This is a genomic window from Microvirga subterranea, from assembly GCF_003350535.1.
In the GTDB taxonomy this organism is placed as follows: domain Bacteria; phylum Pseudomonadota; class Alphaproteobacteria; order Rhizobiales; family Beijerinckiaceae; genus Microvirga; species Microvirga subterranea.
In genome coordinates, this window is the sequence record NZ_QQBB01000002.1 from 502,223 (window position 1) to 522,083 (window position 19,861).

Below are 19,861 nucleotides of genomic sequence, written 5' to 3' on the forward strand. Positions count from 1 at the left end.
CGGCTGCCTGTCGCATCCAGGCGTCGGAGCGGGGAGATCAGCATTCATGGACGAGAAGCCGAAAATCGAGCCCTTCAAGGGTCCTGCCGGCGGCTGGGGATCGGTGCGTTCGGTCGAGAGCATCCTGACCCGGGAAGGGCGTCTGATCAGCGGCAACGCTCTTCTTCTCAAGCAGAACAAGCCGGACGGCTATGCCTGCGTAAGCTGCGCCTGGGCCAAGCCCGCCGAGCCCCATCCCTTCGAGTATTGCGAGAACGGCGCCAAGGCCACCGCCTGGGAGCTGACGACCAAGCGCGTCACACCGGAGTTCTTCGCTCAGCATAGAATCGCGGAGCTGCGCACCTGGACCGATCATCAGCTCGAGGAGGCGGGCCGGCTGACCCATCCGATGCGCTGGGACAGGGCGTCGGATACCTACGTGCCGGTCTCCTGGGAGGAGGCATTCCGCGAGATCGGGCAGGAGCTGAAAGGCTTCGAGCCGGACGAGGTGGTCTTCTACTGCTCCGGCCGCGCATCCCTCGAAACGTCCTACATGTGGGCCCTGTTCGCCCGTCTTTACGGGACAAACAACCTGCCGGACTCCTCCAACATGTGCCACGAGAGCACCTCCGTGGCCCTGCCGGAGAGCATCGGCGACCCGGTGGGCACCGTGCTCCTCGACGATTTCGACACGACCGACTGCATCTTCTTCTTCGGCCAGAACGTCGGTACGAACAGCCCCCGCATGCTCCATCCACTTCAGGAGGCGGCAAAGCGCGGCGTCCCGATCATCACCTTCAATCCGCTGCGGGAGCGGGGCCTGGAGCGATTCACGAACCCGCAGGCTCCGACCGAGATGCTCACCGGGTCCGAAACGCGGATCTCCTCCCAATATCATCAGGTCAGGGCCGGCGGCGATGTCGCCGCGATCATGGGCATGGCCAAGGCTCTGATCGAGGCGGACGACCGTGCGCGGACCGACGGAAAGGCTCCCGTCCTGGACCATGCCTTCATTGCCGAGCATACAAATGGCTTCGAGGATTTCGCGCAGGCGGCCCGCCGCTATTCCTGGGCCGATCTGGAGCGGGAGGCCGGGCTTCCCCGCGAGGCGCTGGAGGCCGCCGCGGCCGAGTATGCGCGCGCGAACGCCGTCATTGCCGTTTACGGCATGGGTCTCACGCAGCATCGGACCGGCGTCGAGAACGTGCAGATGGTGGCCAATCTGCTGCTCCTGCGGGGCAATATCGGCAAGCCGGGAGCAGGCATCTGCCCCGTGCGCGGCCATTCCAACGTTCAGGGACAGCGCACGGTCGGCATCTCCGAGAAGCCCGAGCTGGTGCCCCTCGACCGGCTGAAGGAGCAATACAACTTCGAACCCCCGCGCAAAAAGGGCCTGAACACCGTCGAAGCCTGCGAGTCCATCATCAAAGGCGACGTTAAGGCATTCCTCGGGCTCGGCGGGAACTTCGTGCGGGCCGTTCCCGAGACGCAGGCGATGGAGCATGCCTGGTCGCGCCTGCGCCTGACGGTCCAGATCGCCACCAAGCTCAACCGTAACCATCTTGTGCACGGGGAGATCTCCTACGTTCTCCCGTGCCTCGGACGCATCGAGATCGACGAGCAGGAAACCGGTCCCCAGGCCCTTTCGATCGAGGATTCGACCACCTGCATCCACGGGTCCAAAGGCTTTGCGAACCCGGCCAGTCCCGACCTGCTCTCCGAGCCCCGGATCGTGGCGGAACTCGCCAAGGCGACGCTGGGTCAGACGGCGGACGTTCCGTGGGACGAATGGGTTGCCCACTACGCGCGGATCCGCGACGCCATCGAGCAGACCTATCCTGAGGATTTCCGCGACTTCAATGCGCGCATGTGGCAACCGGGCGGCTTTGCCCGCCCCATCGGCGCACGCGAACGCAAGTGGAAGACGAAGACCGGCAAGGCGAACTTCATCGTGCCGAAGAGCCTGGAGGAGACGCTCGGCATCGCCGATGCCGAACATGACGTTCTGACGCTGATCACGGTTCGGTCGAACGACCAGTTCAACACGACCGTCTACGGCTATCACGACCGCTTCCGGGGCATCAAAGGCACCCGACGGGTGATCCTGATCAACCGCAACGACATGGTCCGCCTCGGCCTGGAGGAAGGCGAGATGGTCTCGCTCAGGACGGCGGTCGACGACGGGATCCTGCGGGAGGTGACGGAGATGCGCGTCACCCCTTACAACATCCCCGAAGGGTGCTGCGCCTCCTACTATCCCGAATGCAACCCGCTGATCCCGCTCTGGCATCACGCGGAGCGAAGCAAGGTTCCGGCCGCTAAATCGATCCCGATCAGGATCGCCCGGGGAGGCACGCAGATTCCCGAAGCTGCGGAGTGAGCGAGGGAACGAAGCTTCGCCGAGCCCATTGTGCTTAAAGCGAAGCTTCTTCCGGCCCTGCGGCCTGACAACTCGAGGGTGCGCGGCACGGAACCATGGCGCAGCTCTTCACACAGACGGCGAGCAACGCCTTCCGGGTCCTGATCGTCCTTTCGCTGCTCGCTTCCGCAGGAGCGGTGCTGCTCGGATATGTATGGGCGCGCTCGGATGCGGTCTGGAATGTAGGCAAGCCGGCCCCCCAGCCGGTCCCGTTCCGGCACGACCTGCACACGGGATCGCTCGGTATCGATTGCCGCTACTGCCACACGAATGTGGAGCGGGCTGCCGATGCCGGCATGCCGTCCGCCCAGACCTGCATGTCCTGCCACTCCCAGGTCTGGACCGGAGCCAGCATCCTCGAACCGGTCCGCTCGAGTCTTGTCCTCGGCCAGCCGATATCCTGGGCCTCCGTCCATCGGCTTCCGGACTTCGCCTATTTCAATCACGCGGCTCACGTGACCAGGGGCGTCGCCTGCGAAACCTGTCACGGACGCGTGGACCAGATGACCCGGACCGTGAAGACGCAGACGATGTCCATGGGCTGGTGTCTCGAATGCCACCGCGATCCCGCGCCCCATCTCCGTCCGCGCGAAGAGGTCTTCACCATGGGGTACGAGCCGCACCGCGAATCCCTGCCGGATGATGTCCGCGCCTTCTACAGCGAGGCCCGGCAACGCCTCACCAGCTGCAACACGTGCCATCGGTGAGCGGAATGAACGAACGGATTCCGGTCGATCTCGATGCATTGAGGGCAAGACTCGCCGAGGAGCACGGGCCACGCCTTTGGCGCAGCCTTGAGGAACTGGCGAACGTGCCGGAGGTGCTCCGCTACGTGGAGGCTGAATTCCCGGATATCGTCCAGGCGGGGACCATCGACCGACGCACCCTGCTCAGGCTCATGTCCGCATCGCTCGCCTTCGGCGGGCTCGCAGCCTGCGACAGCGGCGGTTCGTCCGCCGGCGCCCCGCTGCTGTCGCAGAGCCGCAACATGCCGGGCTACACGCCCGGCGTTCCGTTGGCCATCGCGACCTCGCTCGATCTCAACGGTTACGGTCGCGGCGTTCTGGTGAAGGCGCAGGAGGGGCGTCCGATCAAGATCGAGGGAAATCCCCTCCACCCGGCGAGCCTCGGCGCCACAGACGTCTTTGCCCAGGCCGAGGTCCTGTCGCTCTATGATCCGGATCGGTCGAGGGCTCCGGTCCAGAACGGCGTGGCCCGAACTTGGGAGGAGCTGACCCGCTTCATCCGCCCTGTGCGCAACGAGCTCGTGGTCAACGAGGGCAGGGGGCTGCACATCCTGATGCCGCCGACGAGTTCCCCGACCATCAACCGGCTTACGGCGCTTGCGGCTCAACTCTTCCCGAACGCGCGCTGGCACCTTTATTCGCCGGTCGACGAGGACAACCGCCGTGCCGCGACCGCTGCCGTGTTCGGACGGCCCCTCGACCTGGTCTACGACCTCGCTCAGGCGGACGTGATCGTCACGCTGGGGGGCGATCTCTTCGCCCAGGAACCCGGCCATGTCCGTTATGCGGCGGATTACCAGACCCGGCGTCGTGCACAGGACCGGCCGCTCCCACGTCTCGTCACGATCGAGACCTGTCCGAGCCTCGTCGGCGCGCGAGCGGACGAGCGGCTGGCCCTGCGCCCGCGGGACATCGAGCCATTCGTGCGTGCTTTGGCATCGGCGCTGGAGATTGGCGGCAGTCCGTCCTCGGACCCTCATCCCGCGGCCTCCCGCCTCGCCGACGATCTGCGCCGCGCTGGCTCTCATGGCCTGGTTGTGGCAGGGCGGGAGCAGCCGCCGCAGGTTCATGCTCTCGCGCTCGCGATCAATGCGCACCTCGGCGCCTTCGGAACGACGATCCGCGCCATCGAGCCTGTCCGTCCCGCCACGGGCGAGATGGAGGATATCGGGGCGCTCGGCGAAGCCATGGCCGCGGGACGGGTGTCCCGCCTGCTCGTGCTCGGCAGCAATCCGGTCTATGCGGCACCGGCCGATCTCGATTTTGCCGCCCTTGTGCGGCGGGTGCCCCTTTCGGTGCATCTGGGGTACCACCGCGACGAGACGGCGATGGCCTGCCACTGGCATGTTCCGGAAAAGCACCCCCTGGAATCCTGGGGAGACCTGCGGGCTTTCGATGGAACCGCCGGCATCCGACAGCCGGCCGTCATGCCGCTCAGTCCGGGCCTCGGCGTCGAGGAATTCCTCGGACTGATGATCGGCCAGACGGTGGAAGGGCAGGATCTCGTCAAGGCGACTTGGCGCGAGACCTGGGGCGGGGCTTTCGAGGAACGATGGCGACGCGTGCTGGAGGACGGCGTCGTCGAAAACTCGACGTTTCAGCCGGTCGACGTTGCCCCGCGGGCCGATTGGGCCGTGGCGATGGCCGCCCCGGCGCCGTCCGCCGGCATCGACATCGTCTTCGCCCCGGATCCGTCCGTCTGGGATGGCCGGTATGCCAACAACGGCTGGCTTCAGGAGCTTCCGAAGCCGTTGACGAAGCAGGTCTGGGGCAATGCCGCTCTCATGGCTCCCGAAACGGCGGAGCTGTTCGGGCTCGCGACTGGGGACGTGATCGATGTCGCCGTTTCAGGGCGTACGTTACGCGTCCCGGTCTGGGTGCTTCCGGGGCACGCGAAGGAGGCCCTGACCCTGACCCTGGGCTACGGTCGCCCGCATGCGGGCAGGATCGGCAGCGATATCGGCTTCAACGCCTATGCCCTGCGCAAGGCGGGCCAGCGGTGGGCCACTCAGGGGATCATCAGGGCGGCAGGAGAGCGTATAGCGCTCATCAGCACCCAGCATCATCATGCCCTCAACGGCGAAGACATCGTGCGCATCTCGTCTCCCGATCAGGCGGAGGTGACGCCAGATCGGGAAACACCCTCCTTCTATCCGGAATGGCCCTATCAGGACCACGCCTGGGGCATGGCCATCGATCTCGATGCCTGCATCGGCTGCAACGCCTGCGTTATCGCCTGTCAGGCGGAGAACAACATCGCGGTGGTGGGTCCCGAGGAGGTGGCGCGCGGGCGCGAGATGCATTGGCTGCGTGTCGACCGCTACTATGCGGGCGATCCGGCCGCGCCGAAGACATATTTCCAGCCCGTGCCCTGCATGCATTGCGAGAAGGCGCCCTGCGAGGTGGTGTGCCCGGTCAATGCGACGGTTCATTCGTCGGAGGGGCTGAACGACATGGTCTACAATCGCTGCATCGGGACGCGGACATGCTCGAACAACTGCCCTTACAAGGTGCGGCGCTTCAATTTCCTGGAGTACCAGGGCACCGATTTCTCAGCCGCGGCCGATGTCTTCAACCCGCAGGTAACCGTGCGCAGCCGCGGCGTCATGGAAAAATGCACCTACTGCGTTCATCGCATCGGTGCGGCCCGAGCCGATGCGCGCATCGATGACCGGCGTCTGCGAGACGGCGAGGTGGCGACGGCCTGCCAGCAGGCCTGCCCCACCCAGGCAATCGTCTTCGGGGACGTGAACGATCCCGGGAGCGCCGTCAGCCGCCTCAAGAGCAGCCCGCGCAACTATGCTCTCCTCGGCCCGCTGAACACGCAGCCGCGAACGACCTATCTGTCCCGTGTTGAGCCCGCCGTAAGCCGCGAGGCGGCGGACGCCAGGGAGAAGGAATAGCTCCATGGCCGGCAGGGCACAGATCCTCACCAGCCCCGTTGCGGATGTTCCGCTCGCCCGAAGTTTCGGCTGGGCCTGGTGGATCGCGCTCCTGACGTCCGGCGCTCTCGTGCTGCTGCTCGGCTACACCCTCGTCACGGTGACGATCCTGGGCGTCGGCGTCTGGGGCGTGAACATCCCCTTCGTGTGGGGCTTCGATCTCATCAACTATGCCTGGTGGATCGGCATCGCCAACGGGGCGAGCCTTTTCGCCGCGAGCCTGGTGCTCCGCCGGCATGACCTGCGCACTGCCGTGAACCGCTTCGCGGAGGGCGTCGCCTTCTTCGCCGTCATCTGCGCGGGCATCTTTCCCATCTTCCATCTCGGGCGCCCCTGGCTCTTCTACTGGGTCTTTCCCTATCCGGCGACCTTTCAGGTCTGGCCCCAGTTCCGCAGCACCCTCACCTGGGACTTCTGGGCCATCAGCACCCACGCGATCGTCACGAGCCTCCTTTGGTATGTAGGCCTCATTCCGGACCTCGCGACCCTGCGCGATCGTGCTCGGAACAGGAATGTGAAGCGCATCTACGGCGTCTTCGCGCTCGGCTGGCGCGGCTCGATCCGGCACTGGGCCTATCATCAGCGGGCCTATCGCCTGGTGGCGATCCTGGTCCTGCCCCTGATCCTGATCATGCAGAGCACGGTGGCGTTCGAATTCGCCGTGACGCTCGTACCGGACTGGCACGAGACACGCCAGCCGCTCCATTTCGTGGCCACAGGCCTCGCGCAGGGCCTCTCGATCGTGCTCCTCGTCGCGGTGCTCCTTCGCTGGGCGCTCAGGCTCGAACGATTCATCGACGAGGGCGATGTCGATCTGCTCGGCCGCCTCGTTCTCGCGAGCGCCCTGGTGTCGGGCTATCTCTATCTCGACGAGATCGCAGCGGCCGTGCTCGCGGACCCGCTGACGCGCCAGGCGACCTTCGCGCGCATGACCGGCGACTATGCCGGATTCTATTGGGCCGCCATCGTGTACAGCGTGCTGATTCCGCAGCTGTTCTGGCTCCGGGTTGCCCGGCAGAGCACCATCGCTGGCATCTTCGTCGGATTGTCGATCGGCATCGGCGTCTGGCTCGATCGGTTTTCCATCATCATCGGAGGCCTTCAGACGGACCATCTGCCGTCGATCTGGCGCAGCTACACGCCGACCCTTCCCGAATGGGGACTGTTCCTCGGCACGATCGGCCTTTTCGCGAGCCTCATCCTGCTCTTCATCCGCTTCCTGCCGGTGGTCTCGATGTTCGAAACGCGGCACGACGAGCACCTGGAGAAGTCCGGATGACGCAGCAGCCTTACGGTCTCATGGCGGAGTTCCGGACACCGGAGGGCCTGATCCAGGCCGTGAAGGCAGCGCGCCTTGCCGGTTACACCCGGATCGATGCGTTCAGCCCCTTTCCCCTGCACGAGGTGGCGCAGCAGCTCGGAACGAAGACGACCTCCATTGCCTGGATCGCCCTGGTGGCTGGGCTAACCGGCGCCGCCGTTCAGTACGGTTCCCAGTACTGGATGAACGTGATCGACTACCCGATCAACGTCGGAGGCAGGCCGCTCCATAGCTGGCCGACCTTCATTCCGGCGACGCTGATCGTCGCCATCCTGTGGGCCGGGCTGGCGACGCTCCTTGGACTTCTGATGATTCTCCGCCTGCCGCGCCTTCATCATCCCGTCTTTGCGGTCCACAGCTTCGAGCGTGCATCCCAGGACAGGTTCTTTCTCTGTATCTTGAGCGACGATCCGCTCTACGACGAGGCGGCCACCCGGCGCTTCCTCGAGACGACGGCGCCGGAGATCGTGCGTGAGGTGCCCGGATGCGGCTAGCTCTCGGCGTTCTGGGTACGTTGCTCATGGCGGCCTGTGACTCGGGCACCGAGGAGCTTGCGCCTGTCTCCTCGACCCGCGTCGTACAGCGGCCGTACCTTCCGGCGCCTCCCGGCACCGTTCCGCGAGGCACTGCCGCCCAATTCGCGGCGCTGGCGCCGCCAGGGCCTCAGCGAACGCCGGAACTCGTCAGCCGCGGCCATGAGCGCTTCATGATCTTCTGCTCGCCCTGTCACGGCGTCAGCGGACGCGGCGACGGGCGGGTCGTGTCGCGCGGGTTCCCGGCACCTCCCACCTATCACCAGGAGCGGATCCGCGCGCTGTCTCCGGCGCAGATCGTCACTGTCATCACCGAGGGCAAAGGGCTTATGGCGTCCTATGCAGACCGGGTTCTCCCGGAGGATCGTTGGGCGATCGCCCACTTCGTCAAGGAGCTTCAGGCGCGTGAGGGAGCCTCCTCCACAGGTCGGGAGTCCGCTGTTCCATGAGCCGGGTAGCCGCGTTCACCTTCTCACGGTCGGCACTCGGGTGGGCTTCGATGGCGCTTGCCCTCGCCGTTGCCGCCGCCTTCGCGAGCCGGACCGGCGTTACGCGCCTCGAGGCGACGTACATGGCTTTCGTCATGCTCGCCGGCTTCTCGATGGGCGGACTCGCTCTTCTGATGATCGGGCACCTGATGAACGAGCATTGGCTGGCGCCCGTGCGCTCCGAAGCGGAAGCGGCGGCGCTGATGATGCCTCTGCTTCTCGTGATCGGGATCCCGCTCGCCTTCGGTCTCGATCAGCTCTTTCCATGGGCGAGGGGAGAGCCGGACCTGCCCCCGGCGCGAGCCGCCTTTCTCGATCCCCGGTTCTATCTTGCCCGCAGCGTCGCCTATATCGGCCTTGGAACGTTCGTCGCCTGCTGGCTCGTATCGACCCGAAATCCGAGGCGCGTGAGCGGGATCGGACTCGCCGTCCTGACGCCGGTAATGACCTTCGCGGCCTTCGATTGGGTCCTATCCCGCAGCCCGCAATGGTGGTCGAGCCTGTTCGGCTTCGCCTTCTCGCTCAGCCAGGTGCTCGCCGCCTTGGCGGCCGCCATCCTGATCACCCTGCTCAAGCCGGAGCATGCAGCGCCGAAGAGAATGCTCAGCCTGGAGCGTGCGCTTCTCACGGCGCTCCTGCTGGCGCTATGGACCTGGTTCGCCCAGTTCCTGATCGTCTGGCTCGCCAATCTGCCGGCGGAGGTATCATGGTATCTCGATCGCTCCGACCCGCTGAGCCTCGGACTGATTGCAGTAGCGGTCGTTGCGACGCTCGTCGCGGTTGCGGTGCTGGTGCCGTCAGGCGTGAGTCGAGCCACGATGATCATTGGCAGCGCCCTGGCGCTCGTCCAGCATGCCGCGCACATGCTGTTCATCTTCCGCCCGGTCTCATGGTCCTGGCTCGATCTTGGCCTCGCGGGTGGCGCGGTGGTCGCATGGGCTTGTCTCTTCACGGTCGTGATGCGAACCCGTCCGACCTATGAGGACGAGATGGCAGAGGATCCCTAGCGGGGAGAGGCCACATTCCCATCCTGGCTCGGCACGATCCGCCTCGTCCGAGGCGTCGTATCGGACGGGCTTGTCACGGTGCGATCGATTTTCTCGAGGGACGGCTCCTCCCGTCGGAGGGAAGGCGGCGGATCCGGTGGATAGGAAGCGGTCCGTCCGCTCCCGAGCGTGTAGAGGTATGACGCGATATGGCGCGCCTCCTCCTCCGTCAGGCCCTGGGCCGGCATGCCGGTCTGCGGCTTCAAGGCTACCGGATCCATGAGCCAGGCGATGAGGTAGCGGGGAGCGTTCGGCAGGAAACCCGCCAGAAGGTGCTGCTGCGAATAGTCCCTGAGTTCCGGCCCGACCCGGCCGCGCGCGCCTCTGATGCCAGCGATCGTGTGGCATGTGCCGCAACCATAGGTCTGGATGAGGTTGCGTCCCGTCTCGGGATTGGCGCCGTCGATCGTGAGGATCGCGGATCGATCCGCCGCCTCGCTGCAGGCGGCGAGGCATGTTGCTGCCAGGAAGATGGAGATGGGGAGGACGCAGCGCGTGATCATGGACCTGGATTTCAGGAGATGCGACGAGGAAACCGCCGGTTCGCTGCTCTGTTCCGACACGGATGCTCCCGTCCATGAGTGTTCTCGGCTACCGGAAGCGGTCTTCGGACGGTTACGATCACACGAACACGTGAACGAGCCTGTTTCCTCGGTAGAGACGGGAGCCACCGGCGTTTCGCGTAGGAACGGGCGGTGCTTCGCCGGAACGTCCGCGGAACCATCGGTCACGGTCAAGCTTTTCTGTTCAAGCTGCATACGGGGAAGCTAGGGCGGCATGGAGCGGGAATCGACACGAGCACGCCCTTCGCGGGGGCGGCACTCCTGGGGCGCAAGCTCCGGGCCGCTTCTGCTCATCCCGTGCATTGCGATGCTTGCCGCCTGCAGCGGCGTGCAATCGGCCCTCAATCCGGCCGGAGGAGATTCGCAACACCTTTATCGTCTCACAGTCGTGATGACGGTCGGCGGAACGTTGATCTTCATCGGTGTCACCGTGCTCCTCCTTTACGCGATCTACGCGCCGCCCGAGAGGCGGGCCTGGCTCGGAACGCGCCGCACGATCATCTATGGCGGTCTGGCCTTTCCGATCACGACCCTGTCGCTCCTTCTGCCTTATGGACTCATCGTCATGCGCGATACGGACGCGCCGTCTCCGGACGCGCTCCAGATCGAGGTCGTAGGCGAGCAATACTGGTGGCGCGTTCGCTATCCGGCGGAAGGCGGTCGACCTGATTTCGCCACCGCCAACGAGGTCGTGCTTCCCGTAGGCCGGCCGGTCAGCTTCACGCTCACGGCCGCGGATGTGATCCATAGCTTCTGGATTCCGAATCTCGGCGGCAAGGTCGACATGATCCCCGGCCGGGCGAACCGTCTCAGCTTCACGGCGGAGAGGACGGGCGTCTATCGCGGCGTCTGCGCCGAGTTCTGCGGCGACCAGCATGCCCGCATGGCGTTCGACGTCATCGTGCTGGATCCCGCGGAGTTCGATGCCTGGCGCGCGGCTCAAGCCTCCGGGGCGCAAGCGCCTGAGACGCCCTTTCTGGAGCGGGGGCGCACGCTGTTCCGGACGGGCGGCTGCGGCAATTGCCATGCCGTGCGCGGAACGGAGGCCGATGGTCAGTTCGGGCCGGACCTCACCCATGTGGGCAGTCGCCGCACGATCGGCGCCGGGCAGTTCCCGAACAACGTCGGCACGCTCGCGGGCTGGATCGCCAACACCCAGCACATCAAGCCGGGGGTTCGCATGCCCTCCTACGGCATGCTGTCCGGCGAGGATCTCCGCGCCGTGGCCGGGTATCTGGAGAGCCTGAAATGAACGTTCCGGAGACGCAGAAATCCTTCGGACGCGACGGCTCGGAGTTTCCGAACCCGCTCCCGCGGCCTAAGGATGAGCTTCAGAAACTGAAGAGGGCATGGGAACCGCCGAGAGGACTCAGCTTCATCACGGCCGTCAACAACACCTATGTGGGCCAGTGGTACGTCGGAACCGCATTCCTGTTCTTCGTTCTGGCGGGAATCCTCTCGCTGATCATGCGCGCCCAACTGGCCGCGCCGGAGAGCGATCTCGTCAGCCACAGCCTCTACAACCAGCTCTTCACCATGCACGGCACGGTGATGATGTTCCTGTTCGCGGTCCCGGCCGTCGAGGCCGCGAGCGTTTATCTGCTTCCCAACATGCAGGCGGCGCGCGATCTCCCGTTCCCGCGGCTCTCGGCCTATGCCTTCTGGGCGTATTTCGTCGGCGGGCTGGTCTTCTTCACCACGATCTTCTTCGGGCTCGCGCCGAATTCCGGCTGGTTCATGTACCCGCCGCTCTCGAGCCTGAAGTACTCGCCGGCCGACAACGCCGATTGGTGGCTTCTCGGGATCGGGTTCATCGAGATTTCGGCCATCGCCGGCGCGATCGAGATCATCGTGGGCGTCATGAAGACGCGCGCCGTCGGCATGAGCCTGGACAAGATGCCGATCTACTCCTGGGCCATGCTGGTCTTCGCCGCGATGATCATCGTGGGCTTTCCGGCCATCATCCTCGGGACGCTGCTGCTCGAACTAGAGCGGGCGTTCGACTGGCCCTTCTTCATCGCGGAGCGGGGAGGGGACCCGCTCCTGTGGCAGCACCTGTTCTGGTTCTTCGGCCACCCGGAAGTGTACATCATCTTCATTCCGGCCACCGGTATGGTGTCGATGATCGTGCCAGCCATGGCGCAGACGCCCCTCGTCGGCTACCGCTTCATCGTCCTCGCCCTCGTGGCCACCGGGTTCCTGTCCTTCGGGCTGTGGGTTCACCACATGTTCGCCACCGGGCTGCCGAAGATGTCCCTGAGCTTCTTCTCGGCCGCCAGCACGGCCGTGGCGGTGCCGAGCGGCATCCAGGTCTTTGCCTGGATTGCCACCATCGCGTCGGGACGCATGAATCTGACGACGCCGTCGCTCTTCATCATCGGCTTCCTGTTCATCTTCACCCTCGGCGGGCTGACCGGCGTGATGGTCGCCATGGCGCCGTTCGACTGGCAGGCACACGACACCTACTTCATCGTCGCCCATCTCCACTATGTGCTCATCGGCGGCATGGTCTTCCCGCTCTTCGCGGCCTTCTACTACTGGGTCCCCGTTGCGAGCACCCGGGCTCTGTCGGAATGTGTGGGCCGCTGGGTCTTCGGCTTGATGTTCGTGGGAGTGAACGTGACGTTCTTTCCCATGCACATCACGGGCCTCATCGGCATGCCCCGCCGCGTCTATACGTATCCGGTCGGCATGGGTTGGGACGAACTCAATCTCATCTCCACCGTCGGGGCGTTCATGATCGCCGCCGGCGTGGCTCTGTTCATCTATGACATGATCCGGAACTTCCGACCGACGCTCGACGACAATGCCGGCAACGTCTGGAACGCCGGCACCCTGGAGTGGCTGCCGAACAGCAATTACGGCACGCGCACCATTCCCGTCGTGAAGAGCCGCGAACCGCTCTGGGACCAGCCGGGCCTCGCCGACGACGTCGACGCAGGGCGCTACTACCTGCCGGGCACGGTGACCGGCGGACGCGAGACGCTCGTCACGAGTCCTTTCGATGCGCGCCCGCAATATATCCTACAGGTTCCCGGACCGGGTTGGCAGCCGTTCCTTGCCGCCGTCTTCACGGCTGCCTTCTTCCTGCTGCTGACCGTGAAGGCCGTCATTCTTTCCGCCATCTGCGGCGTGCTGGCCCTCGGCTTCGTGATCTGGTGGCTCTGGGAGACAGATCTTGGGCCGATCCGTCCCCCTGCCGATATCGGCGGAGGGCTCACGGTGCCGGTCTATGTCACCGGATCCATGAATCATTCCTGGTGGGCCATGATCGCCCTCATGGTGGTGTGCGGGATGATCTTCACCTGCCTGGTGTTCTCTTACCTGTTCCTGTGGCTCGTGAACCCTGCCTCCTGGCCTCCGAGCGGAACGGTCATGCCCGGTTTCCTGCCCGGCAGTACCGCGGGCGGACTTTACGTCGCCTCCGCCATTCTCGTCGCGGTCGCAAGCCGACACCTGCGCGGCGACGACCGGCGAAGCCCCTCATCGGTGCCTCTCCTGCTGGCAGGGGCCGTCGTTCTGCTCGCAACCGGGTCCACGCTGGATCTTTGGACCCACTGGCAAACGGCCTTGAGCCCCAGTGCACATGCCTACGGCGCCGCCGTCTACGGGATCATCGCGTTTCAGATCCTGTTCGTCGGAACGAGCGTCATCATGGGCCTCTACACCATCGCGCGCTGGCTCGCCGGCAAGCTCGACAGCGTGCGGCGCGCCACCTTCGATAACACCATGCTGTTCTGGTACTACACCGTCGGGCAGGGGACCGCTGGGCTCCTGGTGGTGTACGGCTTCCCGAAGCTCGTCGGCGGAGCTTGATGATGACCCGGCGACGCTTCTGGCAGGTCTTCATGATGCTGTGCGGCTTCATCATATGGGCCGTGCAGTTCACGCTCATCTACGGCGCCACCTCCACGACCTGCGCCCTGGAGGTCGCCGAGACGAGGCTGCTCGGGATCGGGATCGTTCCGGCGGTGATCGCCGCCGTGACGCTGGCAGCCTTCCTGTGCACGGCGGGCGTGTTGACTTATGCGCTCCGCGAGCACCGGCGCCTGCAGAGCGGAAATGCCGGGGTAACCGACATATTCCTGTCCCAGGCCGCTATCCTGATCAGCGCGTTCTCCATCGCCGCCATCGTCTGGCAGGGCCTTCCGGCGCTCATCCTGCCGGCCTGCGCCTGAGGACGTAGCGCTACCGGTGGCGGTTTCCTGAACGTCGTTTTTGCGTGGCCATCAGGATCACATCCGTTTATGAGCAGGGCGTTTGCCAGTGGGAGTTGCGAGGCGTGCCGGAGATCTATCGCATCGAGACGATTGCCCCTGAGGAGGATGGCGGTGGCGTCGTCCGACGGACGTTCGTTCGCGTCGACTCCCTCGAAGCGGCCATGGAACGAGCCAAACGTGTCTTCACGCGCGCACGTGTTCCTCAGGCCACAGGGCCCAAAGTGGAAGCCGTGCGGGTGCTGGACGGCGCCGGCTACGAGGTGTTTTCGCTGAGCTCGAGGGATTGATCGAGCGGAGGCAACTCGGGCCGCTCCTGCCTCACATCGGCGGGAGAACCGGTTCGGTTGCCGCCATGATGCGCCCGTAGGCATCATGCATCGCCTGCGCGAATGCAGGACGATCATAAAGGTCGTTGTGCCCAGCATCGGCGATGGTGCGGTCGAAGACGAGCTTCGGCACAGCTTCACGCAATGCCGTGCTGCGCCGTTCCGGAACGACCGTATCCCGGCCGGCGACGATCAGGGCGGTCGGTGTCCCGCTCCCGCGGAGGTACTCGGCCGTTTCGATGTGATGACGCAGGAAAAGGCGGACCGGGGCCCAAGGAAAATGGTCCGCCGCCAGAGACTTCAACGAGTCGAAGGGCGTCACCAGGATCTGCCCTGCGAGAGGCCGGTGCCGTGACAGATGAGCCGCGACTCCGCTGCCGATACTGAAGCCGACAACAATGACGGGTCTAGGATCCTCCCGCTGCAGATGATCGAAAATGGTGACTGCGTCCGCCAGGAGAGCGGCGGCACTCGGGTGCCCCTCGCTCGGCGAATAGCCGCGGTAGTGGAATGCGACGACCTCGGCTTCGGGAAACAGCGATCTCAGGTAAAGCGCCATCACGTCGGCGTTCCAGGCATTGCCCCCGAATCCCAGAAGGAGCGGCCGGACGGCGTTGTCTGGTAGTGAGGAGGCAAGCCGGGTGCCGATGAGCCTCGGGCCTTCGGGCGTCCTTATCTCGATCCGCTCCGCTGCCTGAGGCAGGCCTGCTCGGCTTGCGGCGGCCATATCGACGGGAAAGAGCAGTTTGGTCTGGGCGGCTGCAATCGCAAAGGTCAGGCCCGCATAGAGAAGCCCGATCCCGATTGCGAGGTAAAGCATCCACATTGGAAGGGTCCGGTGCCGCATGGGGAGGTAGTGGTTGCTGGTCGGAGATCCGATTGGAGAAACGGCGGAATGTCACTCCGGCCGAGGCTCCGGCTGTTCCCGGCCATGACGGCCAAGCCTAGACAGAAAAAAGCAGGGCGTCACGCGATGTGAGCCCTGCTAGGGAGTAACCTAGGGAGTGATATGCATGGTCTCAAGCTGAAACTAGGATTCGTTCTGCGTCTTGCTCGGGGTCTCCGTGCTGTTGACTGCTATTTCAATTCAGCATCTCAGTCTATGTTCCGATTTACTTGCGTTTTTACGGAAAAAAATTCGTTAACATATGATAATCTGGGCTGTATTTACAAAAATACTTTGATACTGGAGGTTTCAGCAGCCTTTATTCCTGCAGAAAGGTCTTTCGCTATAGTCCATCGACGGCGCTGCCCTCGGACTATGCCCAACGAGCCTACCAAAGGGCTTGTGGACCCTAGGAGACCGGACTCAGGAGCTCTTCCAGAGTTCGGAGCACAGCCTGCCGGTCGATGGGTTTCTCCAGCCACGGCACGCCGCGGAGCTCGGAAGGCATGTCGGCCGTCGGCGGCAAAGCCGAGTAGAGCGCGAAGGGTATGCCGCGGCGCTTCAGCTCCCGGGCGAGATCGAGGCAATGACCATCCGCGAGCATGATGTCCAGAAGGGCCAGATCGGGAGCTCCCGTCCGGAGCCAGCGCAGGGCCTTCTCCTTGCTCGGAAACGGGCCGGCAACGTCGAACCCGTTCTCCTCGAGATAGGCCTCGAGCGCGAGGCCGATCAGCATCTGATCCTCGACAATCATGCAAGTCGGGTGAGTCATGACCTCGGTTGCCGTTCCATCCATCTGCCGTCTCGGGCGAGCGCCGACGCTCCGGGGAACCTGAGCCGCCCTATCAGGTCGGGCAAGAGGTTCGGGTTCAGGACCAGCTTATGACCCGGGAACCATGAAAGTTCATTAACAAGAGATAACCTGAGCCAATCGAACCGGTGCCGGCCGTGTCGTCGAGCCAGTTCTGGCGGCAGAATAGGGTATTTTGATCCACCTCATGGAGGGCTGGCGAGGAATAGGGCATGGCGGCTGATGGCTGCCCTGGTGGAACATAGGTTTCCGATTGGCGGCCCGAAGGATACGCGGGTCATCGAGGCGAGGGCATGTCGCGCATTGCCATCATCCAAGGCCATCCTGCGCCCGGAGGCGGGCGCTTCTGCCATGCGCTCGCCCAGGCTTATGCAACTGGAGCCGCTGAGGGCGGGCACGACATCCGTCACGTCGACGTGGCTGAGCTCGACTTTCCGATGCTGCGCTCCAAGAGCGACTGGGAGGACGCGGCGCCTCCGGCTGCGATCGCGGGCGCGCAGGCCACGATCGCCTGGGCCGAGCACCTCGTCATCGTTTATCCCCTCTGGCTCGGTGGGATGCCGGCTCTGCTGAAGGGCTTTCTGGAGCAGGTTTTGCGCCCCAACTTCCTGGCCGGCACGTCGGAGCCCGGTGCAAGCTGGAAGACGACCCTGAAGGGCAGGTCGTCCCGCACGATCGTCACCATGGGGATGCCGGCTTTCGTCTATCGCTGGTACTTCGGGGCGCATAGCCTGCGGAGCCTCAAGCGAAGCATTCTCGGACTGGTCGGGGTCGGTCCCAACCGGCACATGTTGATCGGTTCGGTGGAGACGATGAGCGTCGGCAAACGAAAGGCGCACCTCGACGCCGTCCGACGCCTCGGGTCGCGAGCGGTCTAGGCAGGCTCAAGGAGGATCGATGACCACTGCGCGCGAGTTCCAGGCTGTTGTCCTCCCGAACGACGGATCGGCCGGATCTGCGAGGGAGACATCGCTTCGCAGCCTCCACCGGATCGTTCGCCCGATCCTGGTGATCCTGCCGCTCACGGGGCTGGTCACCGGTTTCGGAGCAAGGTTCCTCGGGCTTGGAGAATGGTCGGACGAGATCTGGGCCGTCGCGACGGTTCCGGTGCTCCTGGCGCTGCTGGCCGAGATCGTGTCCAGCCTCAGGCGGGGGGATGTAGGCCTGGACATCGTTGCCGCCCTCTCGATGACCGCCGCCCTGGTCTTCGGCGAGCATCTTGCGGCGGTGGTCGTCGCATTGATGTATGCGGGCGGCCAGTACCTGGAGAGCTTTGCCGAGCGCCAAGCCAACCGCGAGATGACGGCGCTGCTCGCCCGGGTGCCGCGCACCGCGATCCGTCACCGTGACCACAAGCTGGAGGAGGTACCGCTCGAAGCGATTGCGCCGGGAGATCGGCTTCTCGTCAGGCAGGGTGACGTCGTCCCGGTCGATGGGATCGTCGCGCAGAACCTGGCCGTCCTCGACCAGTCGGCCCTGACCGGTGAGCCGCTGCCGGTCCAGGTTCCGGTCGGCGAGGCGGCCATGAGCGGGTCGAGCAACGTCGGCGACGCCTTCGACCTGACGGCCACCCATCGGGCGGCCGAGAGCACCTATGCGGGCATCGTGCGCCTGGTCGAAGCGGCCCAGAGATCGAAAGCCCCGATGGCCCGCCTCGCCGATCGGTTCGCCCTCGGCTTCCTTGGGCTCACCCTTGTGCTCGCCGGGGCCGCATGCCTGATGAGCGGCGATCCGATCCGGGCTCTCTCCGTGCTCGTCGTCGCAACCCCATGCCCTCTCATCCTGGCCGTTCCGGTCGCCATCGTCTCGGGCGTGTCGCGGGCCGCCAAGTTCGGCGTGCTGGTGAAGGGCGGCAAAGCGCTGGAGACCATGGCCCGCGTTAGAGCTCTCGTGATCGACAAGACCGGCACGCTAACCCATGGTCAGGCTCAGGTCGCCGAGATCCGCACGACCGGCGACATCCCGGCGGACAAGGTGCTGCAGCTCGCCGCTTCCCTGGATCAGGCCTCCAAGCATGCCATCGCCAGGGCTCTCGTGCTTGAGGCCCATGCCAAGAGGCTGGAGCTCCTCGTTCCGACGAGCATCATGGAGGTTCCGGGGGAAGGAATCGAAGGCGTCGTGGACGGGCAGGTCGTCACGGTTGGGGGCATCAACTTCGTGTCGGGAAGGATCGACGTCCCGGACGACCTGCCGTCCCGCACCGCTTTCCCGACAGGCTCGGTCGTGGTGGCCGTGGCGCTGGATGGTCGCCTCGCCGGGCTCCTGGTCCTCAGCGACAGCCTGCGTGCCGGCGTAGCCGAGTTCGTCAGGGATCTGCGCAGCATCGGCATCGCGAGGATCGTCCTGGCATCGGGCGACCGGCGCGATGTGGCGGAGGCCGTCACGGCGGGCCTGCCGATCGACACCATTCATGCAGACCTCACCCCGGACCAGAAAATCGCGATCGTGGCGGGCGAGCGGCCCAACGGCCCCGTGATGATGATCGGCGACGGGGTCAATGATGCGCCTGCGCTCGCTGCGGCCGATCTCGGCGTCGCCATGGGGGCAAAGGGGGCGGCCGCCTCGGCGGAGGCGGCCGACGTGGTTCTTCTCGTCGATGAATTGCAGCGGATCCTGCCGGCCATCAGGGTGGCGCGCCGCTCGCGCGGAATCGCCCTTCAAAGCGTTTATGTCGGACTGGGCCTTTCGACCGCCGGCATGGTGGCGGCGATGCTGGGCTACCTCACGCCCGTACAGGGGGCGCTCATGCAGGAGGCCATCGACGTTGCCGTGATCCTGAACGCGCTTCGCGCTCTACGCGGCCCCATCCTGAGTCCTCAGCGGCGTTCCTGAAGCAGCTCGATCTGCAGCTCCTGGATTTCCGCCAGGCGCTCCCATTGCCGCCTGATCAGGTGATCGAGCTTCTCGTGAAGATGGCGGATCTCAAGTTCGGCCTTCAGGTTGACGCGATAGTCGTTGAGGGAACGCAGCCGGTCCTTCGCCTCCTGGCGCTTCTGACTCATCATGATGATCGGCGCCTGGATGGCCGCGACGCAGGACAGGATGAGGTTCAACAGGATGTAGGGATAGGGATCGAATGCGCCCTCGTTCTGCAGGTTGTTGATGAGGATCCAAGTCGCAAGCCCTGCGGCGAACATGATGAGGAACGACCAGCTTCCGCCGAAGGCCGCCAATCCGTCGGAGACCTTCTGCCCGAAGGTGCGGATCTCGTCATAGTTTTCCTCCGGGTTGGTCGACACCGTCACGCCTTCCGCCAAGGAGCGGGCGACGTCTTTGTCGAGCTGGCTCAGTTCGCCGCGCTCCTCCCTTAGGAGTTCCTCGACATACAGCATCCGGTACTGGTCGATAGCCGAGCGGCTGATCCGGGCGTGGTCGGGAAGGGCGGGATGGTCCCGTCGGATCCGCTCCACCAGGGTCGGGCGCAGAAGATCGAGCATGACCAAATCGCGCTCGGGACAGGACTCGCCCGTGATGGGGCAGACGGCGGTTGCCGGAGGATGGGCGCGGGATTTCATCGTTTCCTCTTGGCGTCTTGGCATGGATCAAACGTGGCGGTTGGCCGATAGTGTAGCTGAATGCCA

Annotated in this window: 17 protein-coding genes; 13 read left to right on the forward strand and 4 right to left on the reverse strand. The window is 64.9% G+C overall.

The features are described 5' to 3' along the window. The first annotated feature begins 46 nt into the window (after positions 1-46). From DES45_RS07205 to DES45_RS07235, 7 genes are all read left to right on the forward strand, one after another. Complete coding sequence (locus tag DES45_RS07205) at positions 47-2,359, forward strand: FdhF/YdeP family oxidoreductase (RefSeq protein WP_114769287.1); 2,313 nt, start codon at positions 47-49, stop codon at positions 2,357-2,359. Positions 2,360-2,454: 95 nt separating this feature from the next. Next, a complete protein-coding gene (locus DES45_RS07210) occupies positions 2,455-3,105 on the forward strand; it encodes a cytochrome c3 family protein (protein WP_114769288.1) in 651 nt (216 codons plus the stop codon). 5 nt (positions 3,106-3,110) lie between these two features. Further along, a complete protein-coding gene (locus DES45_RS07215) occupies positions 3,111-6,047 on the forward strand; it encodes a TAT-variant-translocated molybdopterin oxidoreductase (RefSeq protein WP_114769289.1) in 2,937 nt (978 codons plus the stop codon). 4 nt (positions 6,048-6,051) lie between these two features. Further along, positions 6,052-7,365 (forward strand): NrfD/PsrC family molybdoenzyme membrane anchor subunit, encoded by a 1,314-nt coding sequence (nrfD, locus tag DES45_RS07220; RefSeq protein ID WP_114769290.1) that lies wholly within the window; start codon positions 6,052-6,054, stop codon positions 7,363-7,365. Further along, on the forward strand, positions 7,362-7,901 hold the full coding sequence (locus DES45_RS07225) for a DUF3341 domain-containing protein (protein ID WP_114769291.1): 540 nt from the start codon (positions 7,362-7,364) through the stop codon (positions 7,899-7,901). The genes nrfD and DES45_RS07225 overlap by 4 nt, the downstream gene beginning before the upstream one ends. Then, positions 7,892-8,389 carry a c-type cytochrome gene (locus DES45_RS07230; RefSeq protein WP_245571570.1) on the forward strand — a complete coding sequence of 166 codons (498 nt, stop codon included), beginning with the start codon at positions 7,892-7,894 and terminating at the stop codon, positions 8,387-8,389. The genes DES45_RS07225 and DES45_RS07230 overlap by 10 nt, the downstream gene beginning before the upstream one ends. 50 nt (positions 8,390-8,439) lie before the next feature. Next, positions 8,440-9,435: a hypothetical protein gene (locus DES45_RS07235; protein WP_147282361.1), complete on the forward strand. Its 996-nt coding sequence runs from the start codon at positions 8,440-8,442 to the stop codon at positions 9,433-9,435. Here DES45_RS07235 and DES45_RS07240 read toward each other — a convergent pair. Further along, positions 9,432-9,977, reverse strand: coding sequence for a c-type cytochrome (locus DES45_RS07240; RefSeq protein WP_210210190.1), 546 nt, complete (start codon positions 9,975-9,977; stop codon positions 9,432-9,434). The two genes, DES45_RS07235 and DES45_RS07240, sit on opposite strands and share 4 nt — an antisense overlap. Before the next feature lie 367 nt (positions 9,978-10,344). On the opposite strand from DES45_RS07240, the gene coxB reads away from it, so the two are divergent. The 4 genes from coxB to DES45_RS07260 all read left to right on the forward strand — a co-directional run bounded on the left by coxB (position 10,345) and on the right by DES45_RS07260 (position 14,544). Then, positions 10,345-11,289, forward strand: a complete 945-nt coding sequence (gene coxB, locus DES45_RS07245; RefSeq protein WP_114769293.1) for a cytochrome c oxidase subunit II — start codon at positions 10,345-10,347, stop codon at positions 11,287-11,289. Then, complete coding sequence (locus tag DES45_RS07250; RefSeq protein ID WP_114769294.1) at positions 11,286-13,853, forward strand: cbb3-type cytochrome c oxidase subunit I; 2,568 nt, start codon at positions 11,286-11,288, stop codon at positions 13,851-13,853. The genes coxB and DES45_RS07250 overlap by 4 nt, the downstream gene beginning before the upstream one ends. Beyond that, a complete protein-coding gene (locus DES45_RS07255; protein WP_114769295.1) occupies positions 13,853-14,215 on the forward strand; it encodes a hypothetical protein in 363 nt (120 codons plus the stop codon). Before DES45_RS07250 ends, DES45_RS07255 begins: the two co-directional genes overlap by 1 nt. Before the next feature lie 104 nt (positions 14,216-14,319). Next, a complete protein-coding gene (locus DES45_RS07260; protein WP_114769473.1) occupies positions 14,320-14,544 on the forward strand; it encodes a hypothetical protein in 225 nt (74 codons plus the stop codon). A 31-nt stretch (positions 14,545-14,575) separates the two neighbouring features. On the opposite strand, the gene DES45_RS07265 is transcribed toward DES45_RS07260, so the two are convergent. Then, positions 14,576-15,409, reverse strand: a complete 834-nt coding sequence (locus tag DES45_RS07265) for an alpha/beta hydrolase (protein WP_170151419.1) — start codon at positions 15,407-15,409, stop codon at positions 14,576-14,578. 469 nt (positions 15,410-15,878) lie between these two features. Next, on the reverse strand, positions 15,879-16,265 hold the full coding sequence (locus tag DES45_RS07270; RefSeq protein ID WP_245571571.1) for a response regulator: 387 nt from the start codon (positions 16,263-16,265) through the stop codon (positions 15,879-15,881). Positions 16,266-16,573: 308 nt separating this feature from the next. Between DES45_RS07270 and DES45_RS07275 the strand changes: the two genes are divergently transcribed. Both DES45_RS07275 and DES45_RS07280 read left to right on the forward strand, forming a co-directional pair. Then, positions 16,574-17,158, forward strand: a complete 585-nt coding sequence (locus DES45_RS07275) for an NAD(P)H-dependent oxidoreductase (protein WP_114769297.1) — start codon at positions 16,574-16,576, stop codon at positions 17,156-17,158. 19 nt (positions 17,159-17,177) lie between these two features. Next, positions 17,178-19,112: a heavy metal translocating P-type ATPase gene (locus DES45_RS07280; RefSeq protein ID WP_114769298.1), complete on the forward strand. Its 1,935-nt coding sequence runs from the start codon at positions 17,178-17,180 to the stop codon at positions 19,110-19,112. Here the strand turns inward: DES45_RS07280 and DES45_RS07285 are convergent. Next, positions 19,097-19,795: a DUF1003 domain-containing protein gene (locus DES45_RS07285; RefSeq protein ID WP_342633508.1), complete on the reverse strand. Its 699-nt coding sequence runs from the start codon at positions 19,793-19,795 to the stop codon at positions 19,097-19,099. The two genes, DES45_RS07280 and DES45_RS07285, sit on opposite strands and share 16 nt — an antisense overlap. Positions 19,796-19,861 lie beyond the last annotated feature (66 nt).